This window comes from Rapidithrix thailandica (genome assembly GCF_039710355.1).
GTDB lineage: Bacteria > Bacteroidota > Bacteroidia > Cytophagales > Flammeovirgaceae > Rapidithrix > Rapidithrix thailandica.
This window is the reverse complement of the sequence record NZ_JBDKWZ010000002.1, coordinates 528,610-542,775: the sequence shown is the minus strand read 5'-3', so window position 1 is coordinate 542,775 and position 14,166 is coordinate 528,610. Positions and strand designations below refer to the sequence as shown.

Here is a 14,166-nt window from a genome sequence, read left to right as displayed (position 1 = left end):
ACTCCATGAGGGTACCACTGCGTAGGCTGGTCCGGAAAGAGCAAAACTTACATTGCCACATTTGTTTACCTTTCAGCCAATAATGTGCATGCCCTCCGCAACCTTTACAAGTGATGCCTGCTTTTTCACGTACCGCCTTGAACTTCTCCCGACATGCCTGCTCACTATTGTAATTCTCCATAAATGCTGTAATGCTATCCATATCAGTCTGGTTTTTTTAGACTAATATCAATCAACTGACCGTATCTTATTTACGGGGTGGCAGCTTTACGGATAATCATTTTAAATAATATCAATAATATGATTAAAAAAGCCCTCTGCTTATTTTTGTCATGTACTTAGATTTTATTTAATTAATTTTTTAAATCTTGATAGACTTTTTTCTAAGTCCTGAAAAACTCCACTTTTGTCTGTTATTAAGGCTAAATGTTCTTTATAAAAAGCATTTGAAGAATTGTATAATTCGTAAAGAAAAATATTTAATTTTTCTTTTAATGTTTGTTTTTGGTACTTAATATAAATATCACTTTTTTTTATTTCAAAGAGCACATCAAATGAGGAGTCAGAGGCTTTAAAGACATATTTTTTTTGTCTTTTTTGATTCTTCATATAGTCTTGTATGCCATCTAACAAGTCCACTAAGGATATAAAAATCATAAAACTTTGATCAGGATTATTTCCTTTGCTTGAAATCTGATCACCATTTACATTAAATGAGATATTTCCTAATTCAAAGTCTGAAATATCTTCATCAATCAAATTTAATTCAAATGTTATATTTATCATTTTACTTTATAATTTTAATGACATCCTCCTCTTGCTGGAAACATTGTAATCACTCTATTACCATCAAAAGAGTCAACTGTCATTCGAACTAGTTCTTTTTTTATTTCCTTGGATTTTAATTTTCATTTCAAATGTTTGCATTCGTCTTGTAATATCAACAGTAACCCTTTTCCCTTTTTTAATAATTTTTCTTGCAGCGTTTTCAAGATTTTGTCTTGATGTTCCAGGCTCAAATAAATCACCTGTTCCATTAGGGTGGTTTCCAGTAATATGTCTCGCATCTATATGTTCCCACCCTTCTTTCAAATTACCCTGTTCAATTCTTGGAATATTATTCCGGTCGCCGACAGCAAGACCAAATACATCTACTTGGTAATTTGCATTCCACACGTAAGCATAAATATTCGGATTGTTCCCTTTTAGTCCAATCGGATCCTGTGAAATATACGTCCCTGATTCAGGCGAATAGTACCGGAAACGATTGTAATACAAGCCTGTCTCTGCATCCTCGTACTGGCCTTGGTAACGGAACGGGCAGTCCTGAAGAGAGCCTCTTTCCAGGGTTCGGATCTTACCATAGATGTCCAGTTCGGCTTGCCAGACCAGATTACCTATGTGGTTGTACATCAGGCATGGTGTACCCAAATAGTCTGAAACGATGGAATAGGTTTCTCCTTTTACGATCTTCGCACTCGGCACAAAACTGTCTTCGTCAAAGACTCAAGTGATCATGCTTCTTATGATAACGATACTAAGGATATTGAGAGCTTGAGCTTTGATACCTCTCTAAGAGATTCTAAGGCAAGGGCTGCTTACGGCTCATTAACATTGGCTTACAACAGACAAAAAGAAAAGTGGATAATCAAGGATGACCACCCACTTTGTCTTTGCTGTTTCTAAAAAGTGTCTACTTTTTCTTTTCACCTCCACTATTCTATTGAAAGTTATTCCTCAACTCGGAAATGTTGTGTTGTAACCACTTTTCAGAACCATTTTCTTTTGCTTTTTCTCGAATTGCATCCATAACCTTACTGTAATCAATATTTCCTTCTTCAAGTTGCTTTAAAATTATTCCTGGAATTCCATGGAATAAATCAGACAAACAATAGGATACTTTATTATTTGTTCTCACGGCCTCTTCCCTAATATCGATGAAAGCAAGGTACATAAGTTCATATACTAAATTAGTTTCTGGTAACTGTTTCATTGTAATTGCTTTAAAGGTCAAAAAACATATCCATATCAGGAGTGCGATTTACTACAGGTATTAATATGTCATTTGTAATTTTACTATTAGGGTCGGCAGCTCTTCGTTGTAGTTCTATAACTCTTCCATTTCCATTAGAAAGTGTGTTAGTTCGAGTATTCCTTGTGACCATTCTACCGTCTTTAGGTTTTCTACCGGTTCGGCTTTGTCCGGACTGAGCATCCCCAGCTCATCGGCCACTGTCTGCGGCCGATCTTTAAATTTAGCTATAGAAGTTCTATACGCCGGATATACAATGCTTACTTCTGATGTTTTTGAACCAATTATATGTTTCCCTTCTTAAGGTAAGCTGTTTTCATAATCTCGGTAGAGTATTTTTGATAATTTACTCATTCAATTTAGAAAGATTTTTTTTTGATGTTTCTCGAAGGTACTCATACTCTGAATTAACATACTGTTTTATCATATCAATTGATTTTCGAGTCTTTATTTTATATAAACTCCATAAACACTTACTCCATATTGGTACCATAAAATCCTCTACACCATCTTTATGATAATCATATAAACTATTCAAAACATAGATAAAATAGTCTTCATTAACAGCAGACTTATCTAATGAATCGACTAGTTCTTCGTGCATTTGGTGCCAATTTACTTTTATTAATTTCCTATAAACAGATTGAATATCATAATCTTTATACAAAGATAAAGAAGCGATAACATCAAGTAACAAGCTCAGATTGTCTGCATCTTTGTTTTTTATCATAACCTCAATAAGGTTAATCAAATAGTTTTTATTATTTAATAAGTTCACTGGATAACTTTCTATAAAATCTTGTTCTCCTATTTCTCCAAAAGCAAACTGTTCAAGCAATGCCATTTCAATTTCACTAACCATTAGTTACATGTTTTTTTGAAAGAGTCAATATTCTTATTAAAAATGTCTAACCCTTTTCCTTTTCCCAGACCAATATTAATTTGTTTTCTCCCCTTTGGCCCCTCCTGCTTAAAATAGGCATGGTTTTGTGTCCATCCAGGTTTCACTTCTGGCATATCAAGGTACTTCCTTCTGGTCAATCTAGAATTATCTCGAACACCTATTTTCTCTAGCTCGGCTGTGGTTCCATCTTTCATTGTAAATTCATAAGTAACACCCTCATATCCATCGGAAAAAACTTTAGTTGGGGAGGTAAACGTTTCTTTTGTTGCGGGCAATTTACCCGTTGATTCTAAAATATCTGCATGTTCTCTTGAAATTGTTCTAAAGAAAGTTTCTGACAACCCAAAAACATCCACCCAAACATTACTATCACTGACATACGCATAAATATTCGGGTTATTCCCTTTTAGTCGAATCGGATCCTGCGAAATATACGTTCCTGATTCAGGCGAGTAATACCTAAAACGATTGTAATACAATCCCGTCTCTACATCCTCGTACTGGCCTTGGTAACGGAAGGGGCAATCTTGAGGAGAACCTCTTTCTAAAGTTCGGATCTTTCCATAGATGTCCAATTCGGCTTGCCAGACCAGATTGCCTACGTGGTTGTACATCAGGCATGGATCCGATACGATGGAATAGGTTTCTCCTAAAATAATTTAGCCAAAGAAATATATCTCTTTGGCTAAATTGAAATGTTCAGTTTTTGGTTAGTTGGTAATGTTTGTTATCCTGCTTAGAATTTGAGCTTAATCTTCATCAATCCATTCTTGAAATCCATGCCTGTTTAAGTTTTCTTGCACATTTTTTATCATTTCTAGTTGAAGCCCCTGTCCAGTACAATGTTTGGGTATATCATTTGAAATTACAATCTTGTCTTTATCAACAAAAAATGATAATACTTCACTTAAGTTTCTATCAGACATGTGTTCATAAAGTATAAAAATCAATGCTTTATATTCATCCTGAGTTATTCCATTAGGGAATGATTCAGTCAATAAAGCAGATGTACTTAATAAACTTTCCGGAATGTTTTTCATATGAAAAAGAATCATGTGTTAGGTCAGCAAAATTGACCCCTAAGTTAATGTTCTTCTTAAGAGTTTTGGAGAGGTTATAGGGTGAAAAAAGTTTCAGATAAAACCTCATAGAAGGTCAACTCTTGACTAAAAAATGGCTATTTACCAAAAACTATCGAGAGTATCACCTCCCAATAGTTTAAACCTTACATAATTTGCGGGATAGTATCTCCCTTAAAAATCACCCTCCTCACTAAGTAATATAAAGTCATCAAAAAAATCATCAAATGAAGAAAACCCTTCCTCTATTTTTCCAATTTTTACTTGCTTTTCTGAATCATAGAAAACATCTGCCTCATAAACTTTCCTATCAGAAACATTGTATAAAACTACAAATTCACCCACATCATATTGAAGTACAATATACTCATTTTGCAAATGTGAATCTTTTCTTAATACTAGAGTCATTTCCATAACTGGAAAAGTTGTTTTATTATCACTTTTAGCAATTCCTAAAATGTTCGTATCTCCAAAGTTACACATCCCACATTCCGATAAAAATAGCTTGTAAGCATCTGGAAGTTTAACATTTAAAGTCTCTTCCACCTTGGAAATATCATTTTTATCAGCCCCGTTCCAATAACTAAATTCATTACTAGCCTTAAGTCTATCTAAATATTTCATAATGTAAAAAACATATATTTAACGACAACTTACTTTGAAACCTTTAGCTCTTTGTTTCCAATATTTTTTCCTAAATCTCTCATAAGCCCTTTTTAATTTTTTATTCTTTCTAAAACTTCTTCCATCTTCAATTATAGCATGAATTGTTTCACTATATTTTTGATGGGTATCTTCTAATAATTCTATCATGGGCCCAGGTTCTATTCCTATTATATGATGTAAATTTATTTGTTTACCATCCGTACCTATAGGAGCGTATCCCTTTTTCATTAAATCTAAGTTTGATCCACCATTATCCAAAATTGCTTGAGCATAAGGGTTTGTTTTTCCTACTACAGGGTCAACAAAATTTGGTACTCCTGTAACAAAGTCTGTTGTATTTTGATATACCTTACGGCCAAATATTTCAATGGGATTAAATTTACTTAACCCAAATGGATCTATCCAAGTATTACTATCATGTGTATAAGCATAAATATTCGGATTATTCCCCGCTAACCCAATCGGATCCTGACTGATATACGCTCCCGATTCAGGTGAATAGTACCGGAAACGGTTGTAGTACAAGCCTGTCTCTACATCCTCGTACTGCCCCTGGTTCCGGAAGGGAATAAAATGTTGCTCTCCTTTGGTTTGGCTGCGGATATTGCCGTAAATATCGTATTCCACCTCCCAGACAAGGTTTCCGACTCCGTTGTAGGCGGCAATGGGTTTGCCGATGTAATCGGTTATCTAGATGGTAGAATGAGGAGAATATAATAAATCCCATGAGTTATTCATGGGATTTATTTGATCAACTCTAGAACAAGATTTTTTTAGTTAAATGACTCTCCTAATCGTTATACCATTATAGTGAAAGTAAATAATTTATCTCACATTTGTTTTGTTTAAAAGAAAGTAGCCAGTTTTAAGTCAATTTAGATCTGCTGTATATAAAACACCTGGATGTTCGTATCCATAAAACATTCCATTATCCAAATTATAAAAATATATATCATCCATTGTGACATCAAAAATGTATTTGGAAGTATAACACTCTTTATATGAATTGGAAAGAAAATGGGTTAAATCATGGGTCTTCAGTATGAGTGCAATATCCTTATTTGTAGTCATCGAATCAGACCGGTAAATCAGTAAATGATCAAATTGATTTACCTCTCCAAACAAATTAGTTAGCATTTTACTTAAACCAACTTTTAAGTCACTACAATCTTCATAATCAATTTCAGCATTGATGTAGGAAATTTTGATCCCATTGTTTTGAAAAATCTGTCTAAATGGAATGATTCTCTTATAGTTCTTAGTTTTAGGGTGAATATCAAATAGACTGGGATCAATTTTCAATATGTTTGTGAGTATTTTTTCAAAATGCGCAAAATCAACTTCTGTATATGTCATCATTATTTTTCTATAATTCTATATTTATCAGCTTCTAGAAAATATTTTGAATTGTGCACAACCCCTGAATCTCCTTTAATTTGAACTTTAACGTGGGCAGGCTCTATGCCTCCTCTAGATGCGGGGTGACCTTGATTAGCTATTTCAATTGTTACTTTATTGCCTTTAGTATCAACACCATCAAAGTAATGGCTTATATATGTGAGATCTTCTTTTTCATAAAATTTACTTGTTCTAAATTTTGCTTTATACTTTGAAATATTATATCTACCAATGTATTGGAAATCTTTAAAGTTCTTTACTAACCTAGAAAACACTCCTGGCTTTCTTTCAAAATTTTCATATGTAACTTTTCCTACTTTGCCTTTAGTACAATCCAAGCCAAAAGGATCCACCCAAACATTGCTATCGCTGACATAAGCATAAATATTCGGATTGTTCCCCGCTAACCCAATCGGATCCTGCGAAATATACGTCCCACTGTTTCCATCGTAATAGCGGAAACGATTGTACATTAAGCCATCCAGCTCTACATCTTCGTACTGTCCCTGGTTCCGGAAAGGAATGAAGTGTTGCTCTCCTTTGGTTTGGCTGCGAATATTGCCGTAAATATCGTATTCCACCTCCCATACAAGGTTTCCGACTCCGTTGTAGGCGGCAATGGGTTTGCCTATGTAATCGGAGACAATGCTGTACACACCTTCTTGGGTGATTTTGGTGGAAGGCACAAAACTGCCTTCGTTAAAGACCCAAGTGATTAGAATTTTTTAATATTCTTGATCAATTGAGATGGCTACACAACTAGCTGATGCTTTAGGGTCAATCTTGATTTTTTGGCAGGTAAAATACGGTTTAATCAGGGATGCAAAGGCTAGGACAGCTTATTCTAAATAGAAATTCTATATGTTTATATAAGATACAGGATGTTCTTTCTTCGGATATGCTTTACAAAACAAAAGTGGATAATCAAGGATGACTACCCACTTTGTCTTTGTTGTCTTTAGTAAGTGGCTACTTCTTCTTTGCTACTCCATACCTGAATTTTCCTTACTGGTGTTGAAGTATATTTTAACTGTTATTTATGAAATTTCTTAAAAATTTCACTGTCAGTATCTGTATTTGAAAAAAAATGTTCTCGAAAATCATTAAGGGAACTACGGTTGGGGGAGCTGTATTCGTCCCCTTCTGTAAAATCATCTTGCCAAAAACATACTGGACAGATATTGTGAAACTCTCTATCAAAAGATGTCTTGTATCCACAGCACACACATGCATGGGCAGACTTCCCATCCAACTCCTTACCAGAATCTTTTACGGACACTTCTTTGTTGAATAAAGCCTGTACCTGAAGTTCAATATATTCGTTCCTTACCAGTGTATTATAGTTAAAGTTTTCTCTTATGGTTTCATTATATTTTTCCTTTAAAATTTCATCAAACAACCACTTGTCGTCCTCGTCAGTTACTTCAATTCCATTAGAAAGTAAAATATCCCCACGTTCATCAATAGTTAAATGCAGAAGGTGATAATCCTGAATCAACCTGATTGCATCTTTTCTGCTTATTTCAATCCTCATTTCCGTTTGATTTATTTACATCCTGTTTTTTTCGCTAAATCTACCGCATCTCCAAGAGGGTCTTTGCTACGTCCATCATCAATGTAGTAAGTTCTAATTTCACGTTTTTTGTGTGCCCTATAAACACTTCTCCTGTTTCTGGGTTGTGCTTAATTTTGAAATTACCTTCATCTACTTCTCCTATTATTCCCCCAGTTTCTTTTCCAAAGGCTTTGGCCTTTTTCAAATATTCGTTTTGTGAAATATCACCGAACTCTTGTTGTTTTATAACGTGCTTTTGATAGTGCCTTTGTAAACCAGTAAGACCATTGGGATCTTTAACAGGATTAAAATCTTTCCAGTTAATCAAGCCTAACGGATCAACCCAGGAATTGCTATCAAGTGCATAAGCATAAATATTCGGATTGTTCCCCGCTAACCCAATCGGATCCTGCGAAATATACGCCCCTGATTCAGGCGAATAGTACCTAAAACGATTGTAGTATAAGCCCGTTTCTACATCTTCGTACTGCCCCTAGTTCCGGAAAGGAATGAAGTGTTGCTCTCCTTTGGTTTGGCTGCGGATATTGCCGTAAATATCGTATTCCACCTCCCAAACAAGATTCCCCACTCCGTTGTAGGCGGCAATGGGTTTGCCGATGGAATCGGTGACAATGCTGTACACACCTTCTTGGGTGATTTTGGTGGAGGGAGGAGATATAAAAAAGCCCATGAATAATGACTCATAGACTTTTTTGATAAACTTTAGAATAAGATATTTTTAGCTCATTAAACTATTGTCTGCTGCCTTCCCATCAAACCACCCTAAGTGTTTAGCTTTTAGTAATAGGCATAAAAGCAGTTATCAATTAAAGTAAGCAAGCCATCAACCCGGTCATCTTTAATCTTTACACACTGAGATTCGAGTGCTTTTAATTCTTGAAAAACACCTGCATCTTCTTGCTCCATTTTTTCAAAGGTCTCACTATTTATAAGTGATAAGGTAGCGATGAGAAGCCGTTCAAATTCCGTATCTGTTTTTTTGAGTTGATACCCCTTTATGAACTCAGTCGCATTTTCTAAAATAAAACCTTGGTAATGCCCATGCGTGTCAAATAACAATGATAAATTTTCTTGAATTCTATATACCTGATAGGCATCTTCGTATTTAGAGGATAAAGCGATTAATTGCTTACTTTTTAAGTCCAATATTGAAAAACTTAATTCCTCAAAAAACACTTTTTTTTCAGGAAAAGTTGTTCAAGTGGTTTCTTATCAAAATGAACTTTACGAGTTTCAAAAAAGCTCTTTTCAAGGAGGAAATTTTGAGGAACTCCTAAGCCAAGATATACGATTTCATGGGTGTTAGGATCCATTAAAAAATTATCATACCCTTCCATTCCCAAATAGTCAAAAGAACCCACTAAGTTTTTGTTTAAAGCGATATCCTCCACAGTCAAGGATATTTCATTGACTACACTGAAACTTTCTATGATCCAATTTAATTTTATCATCATTCTAACGCTATTGCTTTGGACATAAAACCTCCATCGGGGAAAGTCATCGCTTAGTCTTCTATGTTACAGCAAAGTGTACCCAAATAGCACGAGGCGTTGGGATAGGTTTTCCTTATTTGATCTTCGTATTTGGCACAAAACTCCCTTCGTCAAAGACCCAAGTGGTCATGCTTCTTATAATAACGATATTGAGAGCTTAAGCTTTGATACTTTTTCTAAGAGATTCTAAGGCAAGGGCTGCTTACTGCTCATAAACATTGGGTTACAACAGGCAAAAGTGGATAACCACGAATGATTATCCACTTTTGCCTTACACCCCATCTACTCATTCTGGGTAATTGTCAATGAAACCATTTGCTGTAGGATATTTTGAATAAAATGAAATGTTCTGACCTTCGATTAATAAATCAAATATTTTCAAATTCAAATCCCTAAGATATAATTGATATGCCTGAATACGGCTTTCAATACTATCTAACAATGAGAACTCTAATGAATCCACAGTTTTATGGAATTCCCCAATAAGTGACAGTAGTTCTTTTGGAAAATGATTCTCAATTAGTTTTGCCTTATAACCAACCTTATCATTATCAATGGACTGAATCTCAATCACTGCAATAATGGTGTTGTTTTTTTTTGATATAATATAATCTCTTTTCATTATTAATCCTTATGAACATTTAAATGCTTTTTTTAGTTTACCTGTATCTCTATCAAATGTATCAGCACCTTCTGGGTGAATAAGTCTAGCGTGAGCGTCTCCAAATTTATTTGTTGGATTTTCAACAACATCATATCCTACTTTCCTAATATTATCGACAGTTGCTTCCATTATATCTCCAGAGTCAATTACTTTATGAAGGTTAGTTGCTTTTGGAAAAGCTTTCTTCATTATTTGGCCTGCTTCCTCTGCGCTACTTGCTCTAATTACAGATATTCCTGCTGGCTTTAATGCAGCCTCGGCTGGCTTTAAATCAACACTGGAGCCAATTCTAAATATTTTTTCCCCACCAGGTAATGGATTACCTATTTTACCACTTAACCCCCAAGGGTCAATCCACACATTATTATCATGTGTATAAGCATAGATATTCGGATTGTTTCCCGCCAAGCCAATCGGATCCTGCGAAATATACGCTCCCGATTCAGGCGAATAGTACCGAAAACGGTTGTAGTACAAACCCGTCTCTACATCTTCGTACTGCCCTTGGTAACGGAAGGGGCAATCTTGAGGAGAACCTCTTTCTAAAGTTCGGATCTTTCCATAAATGTCCAGTTCGGCTTGCCAGACCAGGTTACCTACGTGGTTGTACATCAGGCATGGAGTACCCAAATAATCCAATACGATGGAATAGGTTTCTCCTTTTACGGTTTATTAATAAATTCTGATATTTGATATGCTAAGTATTTCCATGAAAGCATATAGTCTTTAATAGACATTCTTATAGTTTCTATGTGTAAATCTTTAATATTTAAAGTGGGAGTTAATTTAATAGTGACCTGTACATTGATTTCATCAGTCGAATTTGCTTCTATAACAACAGCTCCATCATCCAAAAAAACGTAGTGTTTAATTTCTTTTCTTTCAGTGAAGAGCTCTTCACAAGCTTCCGCTAAAAACATAATATCATCTTCCGTGTGGATTTTACATTGATACAGTCCCCAAAAATTAACTTCAAAAAAATCAACATTTTCAGATAAAAACTTCTCAATGAGGGCTTCTGAGTCTTTGCATACAACCTCTTCTGTTTGTTGGGGAGTAAGGTAAAATGTATTCATGTAAATGATAGCTGTTTCAGTAACGTATGCCTGGGAACATTTACTCTTTAAGTAGTATTTCAGAAAAGATATTATGAATCTTTTTGGAAAACACTGAGTCTTCAATAAAGTCTGGTATAACTAAATTATAATAATATACAATGTGGAGCATCAAATTAATATCAAGTGGTTCGAAATTTGACCTACCCTCAAATTCAAACAAAGTTGCTATACCCTTCAATTTAGTTAACTTTGCTTCTACTGAAAAACAACCTTGATCATGAAGGTCTGTATTGTATCCATGCTCTAATTGATAGTCAAGCATTTCTTGGTTTTTATAAAAAAACAAACTTTCACCATCTTCTTCCTGAATGAGATCATATTGATAGCCCATAGTATAGGCTTGATTTTTCAATTCTCTAAATACCTCTTCTATAGGTTTATCAGAGTAAAATCCATAAAATTTACCAGTCCAATCCATATTATTTAAATAGCTGTTTATTTTAAGTTGGGTGAAGGGGGGGATAAAACGAACATCAGTCTTTCCAATGAGTTTTGGTTAATTTATCTGTCAGGGATGATGGTACCACTGTTAGCTCCCAGTCCTCTTTCTTTGTTTGGTGGAGAATGATCATGCATCCTTCCGGTAAAGTGCCGTCCTCTGAAAATTCCAATTCCTTAATTTTACACGAAGTCGTGATGCCGTTGCTGTCTATCTGGCATTGAAAGGGTTCGCCCGTATGTCCATAAAAATGGTAATGAAAAATCACCTGGTCCAGTGTGTGACGGATTTCGGGCATTCCATACCCCCGTTGACTCATATCGTCTTTGTCATGCGAGAGCAAAATATCAAAGTGTTCATTTGTTTGGAACAGGGATGCTAATTGTTTCCGTTCATACTCCTGGATAAAGCGTTTTGCCGTCCGTCTTTTTCGGTCACCAATCCTTCCGATCCCCACAAAGCTCAATTGTTTATCCCCCTTTCGAAAGGTTTGAATATGACCTGTTTTGCACACCCATACCCTTTGGTAGACATCTATGGGAAACCGTGAAGCCTTACCACTTTTTTGTTCTAAGACATCCAGGTAGTCGTGGTCTTCATGATTTCCCCGAACACAAATCATATGCAAATCGAGCTGTTGGAGATAGGCCTTGATGGCCGCCTTTTCTTGGGCAAAATCCTCATAAAAACCCAATTCATCCCGGTCGTACCGGGCATGTTTCAGGGTGGCCTTATCCAACGCCTTCAAATTGGGATAGGCTCCTAAATCCCCGCATTGTAAAATCAAATCCACTTTTTCCCCAGTCTCCTGTTGATACAAATCCACCAGTTTAAACGGGAGTAATAGTTTTCCATGAAGGTCTGCAAAAATAGCGATGCGCATATTGGGTGATTTTGTTGGCTGCTAAAAGTAGTTATATTTCCTTCCATTATGATAATGATTCACCCTTTTTACAAAGATTCAGGCCTTTTAAAAAAAATGAAATACTATCTCATATCAGTATCAATTCTAGCAAAGAAAGAAGAGTCTCCTCGATAATAACTAGATGTTGTCCTTGGTTCCGGAAAGGAATGAAGTGTTGCTCTCCTTTGGTTTGACTGCGGATATTGCCATAAATATCGTATTCCACCTCCCAGACGAGGTTTCCTACTCCATTGTAGGCAGCAATGGGTTTGCCGATGGAATCGGTGACAATGCTGTACACATCCCCTTGGGTGATTTTGGTGGAGGGCACAAAACTCCCTTCCTCAAAGCCCCAAGTGATTAAATAGTTTTTTGGTTGTTGCTTGATTTATATGCCTACCTAAGGCATCGTTGGTAAATGAAAGAAATGACTTATTTGTTAGGTTTTATAACTTGAGAGTGTATAACGCATTGAAAATATCGCTAACCTCCCTGATGAAAATAGAAACTATGTATTGAACCTTATTGATATGTGTTTAAGAGATCTTAAAACCAAACAAGCTTCTTCGTAAGAATAAACCACAGCATACACCGTGGTTTATTTAACTTTTATTACTTCTCATTATAAGAACACAAATTACAAATCATCCCATGATATTTTTATCTTATTCAACCTCATCCTTTTTTCATCTGAATTCATAAAAAAGAAATAAACATTATTTGATTTAATACATAATTGATGTGTAAAACAATATGGGGAATAAAAAGCCCATTCTTTATTTGTTAAATTCAGATACGAAATAACTTTATTTAACTTAGAATTATATTTTATTGTATTCTTAGAATTTGTAAATACAATTTTTGTATTACTAATATCTATATTCACTGATGTAAGCTTGTCATTTTCAAAAAAGAACTCATTCCATCCTAATAAAACACTATAAAAACTGCCATCATCATAAGAATTCCTCTTCTCTATCAGTTTATGTTTTTGATAGAACTCTTCTATTGAGGATTTTTTTGATAATTCAAATACCTTACCTGTATCAATTATTTTATTAATATCTATTTTCATTTTATTTACAGAATAATTTCAACATCTCTTTAAACCTTGGAAGGTTCCGTTTAGCTACATCTTTCATATTCTTAGTTGATTGATTTTCTAAATCTTTAATTATTTTATCTGTCTGTTCTTTAGCTATCTGCATTATAGCATCATCATCAATCATTTTTTCAACAACTTTATTTACTTGCTTTCTAAGCTTCTTAGGAACATTACTATCATGCTTTAAAACCCAGTTTAATTTTCCGTTATTAACTTGCAAAAAAGCTTCTGCTAACTTTCCTTTTGGTCCCATGATATTAGCATGAGGACCTTTCATCCATGCATCAGTAAAAATATATGATTGCATTTCAGCATATACACCTTCTGACAACCCAAACGGGTCAATCCAAGCATTACTATCCCATACATAAGCATAAATATTCGGATTATTCCCCGCCAAGCCAATCGGGTCCTGTGAAATATACGTCCCTGATTCAGGCGAGTAATACCTAAAACGGTTATAATACAATCCCGTCTCTACATCCTCGTACTGGCCTTGGTAACGGAAGGGACAATCTTGAATCGAGCCTCTTTCTAGGGTTCGGATTTTTCCATAGATGTCCAATTCGGCTTGCCAAACCAGATTGCCTACGTGGTTGTACATCAGGCATGGAGTACCTAAATAATTCGATACGATGGAATAGGTTATCTACATGGTAAAATGAGGATATAAAAAATCCCATAAATAATGATTCATGGGATTTTTTGATAAACTTTAGAGCAAGTCAACTTTGGCTAAAATTGCTACTCCTACTTTCGAAGTCCACTGTAATGACTGTATTGCAATT

At 35.1% G+C, this 14,166-nt stretch carries 24 protein-coding genes and 2 pseudogenes; all 26 read right to left on the bottom strand.

The features are described 5' to 3' along the window. Positions 1-181 (bottom strand): transposase (locus tag AAG747_RS05755; RefSeq protein WP_346820188.1); only part of this gene is annotated, 181 nt, incomplete at its 3' end. A 164-nt stretch (positions 182-345) separates the two neighbouring features. Continuing rightward, the gene (locus tag AAG747_RS05750; protein ID WP_346820182.1) at positions 346-786 is read right to left on the bottom strand and encodes a hypothetical protein; all 441 of its coding nucleotides are present in this window, start codon (positions 784-786) and stop codon (positions 346-348) included. A 72-nt stretch (positions 787-858) separates the two neighbouring features. Next, on the bottom strand, positions 859-1,485 hold the full coding sequence (locus tag AAG747_RS05745) for an RHS repeat domain-containing protein (protein WP_346820181.1): 627 nt from the start codon (positions 1,483-1,485) through the stop codon (positions 859-861). A 235-nt stretch (positions 1,486-1,720) separates the two neighbouring features. Further along, positions 1,721-1,993, bottom strand: a complete 273-nt coding sequence (locus tag AAG747_RS05740) for a hypothetical protein (protein ID WP_346820180.1) — start codon at positions 1,991-1,993, stop codon at positions 1,721-1,723. 114 nt (positions 1,994-2,107) lie between these two features. Then, a complete protein-coding gene (locus AAG747_RS05735) occupies positions 2,108-2,233 on the bottom strand; it encodes a hypothetical protein (protein WP_346820179.1) in 126 nt (41 codons plus the stop codon). Positions 2,234-2,378: 145 nt separating this feature from the next. Next, entirely contained in the window at positions 2,379-2,894 is a 516-nt protein-coding gene (locus AAG747_RS05730; RefSeq protein ID WP_346820178.1) for a hypothetical protein, read from the bottom strand. Continuing rightward, on the bottom strand, positions 2,894-3,550 hold the full coding sequence (locus AAG747_RS05725) for an RHS repeat-associated core domain-containing protein (protein WP_346820177.1): 657 nt from the start codon (positions 3,548-3,550) through the stop codon (positions 2,894-2,896). The genes AAG747_RS05730 and AAG747_RS05725 overlap by 1 nt, the downstream gene beginning before the upstream one ends. A 135-nt stretch (positions 3,551-3,685) precedes the next feature. After that, positions 3,686-3,976, bottom strand: coding sequence for a hypothetical protein (locus AAG747_RS05720; protein ID WP_346820176.1), 291 nt, complete (start codon positions 3,974-3,976; stop codon positions 3,686-3,688). 213 nt (positions 3,977-4,189) lie between these two features. Beyond that, positions 4,190-4,639 (bottom strand): SMI1/KNR4 family protein, encoded by a 450-nt coding sequence (locus AAG747_RS05715; protein WP_346820175.1) that lies wholly within the window; start codon positions 4,637-4,639, stop codon positions 4,190-4,192. A gap of 18 nt (positions 4,640-4,657) precedes the next feature. After that, the gene (locus AAG747_RS05710; protein WP_488168883.1) at positions 4,658-5,359 is read right to left on the bottom strand and encodes an HNH/ENDO VII family nuclease; all 702 of its coding nucleotides are present in this window, start codon (positions 5,357-5,359) and stop codon (positions 4,658-4,660) included. A 192-nt stretch (positions 5,360-5,551) separates the two neighbouring features. Beyond that, on the bottom strand, positions 5,552-6,040 hold the full coding sequence (locus AAG747_RS05705; RefSeq protein ID WP_346820173.1) for a hypothetical protein: 489 nt from the start codon (positions 6,038-6,040) through the stop codon (positions 5,552-5,554). Further along, positions 6,040-6,735, bottom strand: coding sequence for an RHS repeat domain-containing protein (locus AAG747_RS05700; protein WP_488168882.1), 696 nt, complete (start codon positions 6,733-6,735; stop codon positions 6,040-6,042). The genes AAG747_RS05705 and AAG747_RS05700 overlap by 1 nt, the downstream gene beginning before the upstream one ends. A 377-nt stretch (positions 6,736-7,112) precedes the next feature. Then, complete coding sequence (locus tag AAG747_RS05695; protein ID WP_346820171.1) at positions 7,113-7,613, bottom strand: CPCC family cysteine-rich protein; 501 nt, start codon at positions 7,611-7,613, stop codon at positions 7,113-7,115. A 40-nt stretch (positions 7,614-7,653) separates the two neighbouring features. Beyond that, entirely contained in the window at positions 7,654-7,962 is a 309-nt protein-coding gene (locus AAG747_RS05690; RefSeq protein ID WP_346820170.1) for a hypothetical protein, read from the bottom strand. 9 nt (positions 7,963-7,971) lie between these two features. Next, a pseudogene (locus tag AAG747_RS05685) lies at positions 7,972-8,115 on the bottom strand (RHS repeat-associated core domain-containing protein); the annotation flags it as partial. 12 nt (positions 8,116-8,127) lie between these two features. After that, entirely contained in the window at positions 8,128-8,325 is a 198-nt protein-coding gene (locus AAG747_RS05680; protein ID WP_346820169.1) for an RHS domain-containing protein, read from the bottom strand. A 107-nt stretch (positions 8,326-8,432) separates the two neighbouring features. Further along, on the bottom strand, positions 8,433-8,831 hold the full coding sequence (locus tag AAG747_RS05675; RefSeq protein ID WP_346820168.1) for a hypothetical protein: 399 nt from the start codon (positions 8,829-8,831) through the stop codon (positions 8,433-8,435). Further along, positions 8,813-9,109 (bottom strand): hypothetical protein, encoded by a 297-nt coding sequence (locus tag AAG747_RS05670; protein WP_346820167.1) that lies wholly within the window; start codon positions 9,107-9,109, stop codon positions 8,813-8,815. Before AAG747_RS05670 ends, AAG747_RS05675 begins: the two co-directional genes overlap by 19 nt. Before the next feature lie 325 nt (positions 9,110-9,434). Next, on the bottom strand, positions 9,435-9,770 hold the full coding sequence (locus tag AAG747_RS05665; RefSeq protein ID WP_346820166.1) for a hypothetical protein: 336 nt from the start codon (positions 9,768-9,770) through the stop codon (positions 9,435-9,437). A 9-nt stretch (positions 9,771-9,779) separates the two neighbouring features. Continuing rightward, positions 9,780-10,460: pseudogene (locus tag AAG747_RS05660) on the bottom strand (RHS repeat domain-containing protein); the annotation flags it as partial. A 14-nt stretch (positions 10,461-10,474) separates the two neighbouring features. After that, positions 10,475-10,888, bottom strand: coding sequence for a hypothetical protein (locus AAG747_RS05655; RefSeq protein ID WP_346820164.1), 414 nt, complete (start codon positions 10,886-10,888; stop codon positions 10,475-10,477). A 40-nt stretch (positions 10,889-10,928) separates the two neighbouring features. Then, positions 10,929-11,348, bottom strand: a complete 420-nt coding sequence (locus AAG747_RS05650; protein WP_346820163.1) for a hypothetical protein — start codon at positions 11,346-11,348, stop codon at positions 10,929-10,931. A gap of 55 nt (positions 11,349-11,403) precedes the next feature. Beyond that, positions 11,404-12,252, bottom strand: a complete 849-nt coding sequence (locus tag AAG747_RS05645) for a metallophosphoesterase (protein ID WP_346820162.1) — start codon at positions 12,250-12,252, stop codon at positions 11,404-11,406. A gap of 109 nt (positions 12,253-12,361) precedes the next feature. Continuing rightward, entirely contained in the window at positions 12,362-12,604 is a 243-nt protein-coding gene (locus AAG747_RS05640) for an RHS domain-containing protein (protein WP_346820161.1), read from the bottom strand. Between the two features lie 306 nt (positions 12,605-12,910). Further along, the gene (locus AAG747_RS05635; RefSeq protein WP_346820160.1) at positions 12,911-13,348 is read right to left on the bottom strand and encodes a hypothetical protein; all 438 of its coding nucleotides are present in this window, start codon (positions 13,346-13,348) and stop codon (positions 12,911-12,913) included. A 1-nt stretch (position 13,349) separates the two neighbouring features. Next, positions 13,350-13,982, bottom strand: a complete 633-nt coding sequence (locus tag AAG747_RS05630; RefSeq protein ID WP_346820159.1) for an RHS repeat domain-containing protein — start codon at positions 13,980-13,982, stop codon at positions 13,350-13,352. Between the last annotated feature and the right edge of the window lie 184 nt (positions 13,983-14,166).

Bases quoted from the DNA above. Each gene is read 5' to 3' on its own strand.
- AAG747_RS05705 (WP_346820173.1), bottom strand. From the start codon at position 6,040: ATGATGACATATACAGAAGTTGATTTTGCGCATTTTGAAAAAATACTC.
- AAG747_RS05680 (WP_346820169.1), bottom strand. From the start codon at position 8,325: ATGGGCTTTTTTATATCTCCTCCCTCCACCAAAATCACCCAAGAAGGT.
- AAG747_RS05725 (WP_346820177.1), bottom strand. From the start codon at position 3,550: ATGTACAACCACGTAGGCAATCTGGTCTGGCAAGCCGAATTGGACATC.
- AAG747_RS05670 (WP_346820167.1), bottom strand. From the start codon at position 9,109: ATGATGATAAAATTAAATTGGATCATAGAAAGTTTCAGTGTAGTCAAT.
- AAG747_RS05750 (WP_346820182.1), bottom strand. From the start codon at position 786: ATGATAAATATAACATTTGAATTAAATTTGATTGATGAAGATATTTCA.
- AAG747_RS05720 (WP_346820176.1), bottom strand. From the start codon at position 3,976: ATGAAAAACATTCCGGAAAGTTTATTAAGTACATCTGCTTTATTGACT.
- AAG747_RS05650 (WP_346820163.1), bottom strand. From the start codon at position 11,348: ATGGATTGGACTGGTAAATTTTATGGATTTTACTCTGATAAACCTATA.
- AAG747_RS05665 (WP_346820166.1), bottom strand. From the start codon at position 9,770: ATGAAAAGAGATTATATTATATCAAAAAAAAACAACACCATTATTGCA.
- AAG747_RS05645 (WP_346820162.1), bottom strand. From the start codon at position 12,252: ATGCGCATCGCTATTTTTGCAGACCTTCATGGAAAACTATTACTCCCG.
- AAG747_RS05630 (WP_346820159.1), bottom strand. From the start codon at position 13,982: ATGTACAACCACGTAGGCAATCTGGTTTGGCAAGCCGAATTGGACATC.
- AAG747_RS05730 (WP_346820178.1), bottom strand. From the start codon at position 2,894: ATGGTTAGTGAAATTGAAATGGCATTGCTTGAACAGTTTGCTTTTGGA.
- AAG747_RS05655 (WP_346820164.1), bottom strand. From the start codon at position 10,888: ATGAATACATTTTACCTTACTCCCCAACAAACAGAAGAGGTTGTATGC.
- AAG747_RS05740 (WP_346820180.1), bottom strand. From the start codon at position 1,993: ATGAAACAGTTACCAGAAACTAATTTAGTATATGAACTTATGTACCTT.
- AAG747_RS05695 (WP_346820171.1), bottom strand. From the start codon at position 7,613: ATGAGGATTGAAATAAGCAGAAAAGATGCAATCAGGTTGATTCAGGAT.
- AAG747_RS05715 (WP_346820175.1), bottom strand. From the start codon at position 4,639: ATGAAATATTTAGATAGACTTAAGGCTAGTAATGAATTTAGTTATTGG.
- AAG747_RS05635 (WP_346820160.1), bottom strand. From the start codon at position 13,348: ATGAAAATAGATATTAATAAAATAATTGATACAGGTAAGGTATTTGAA.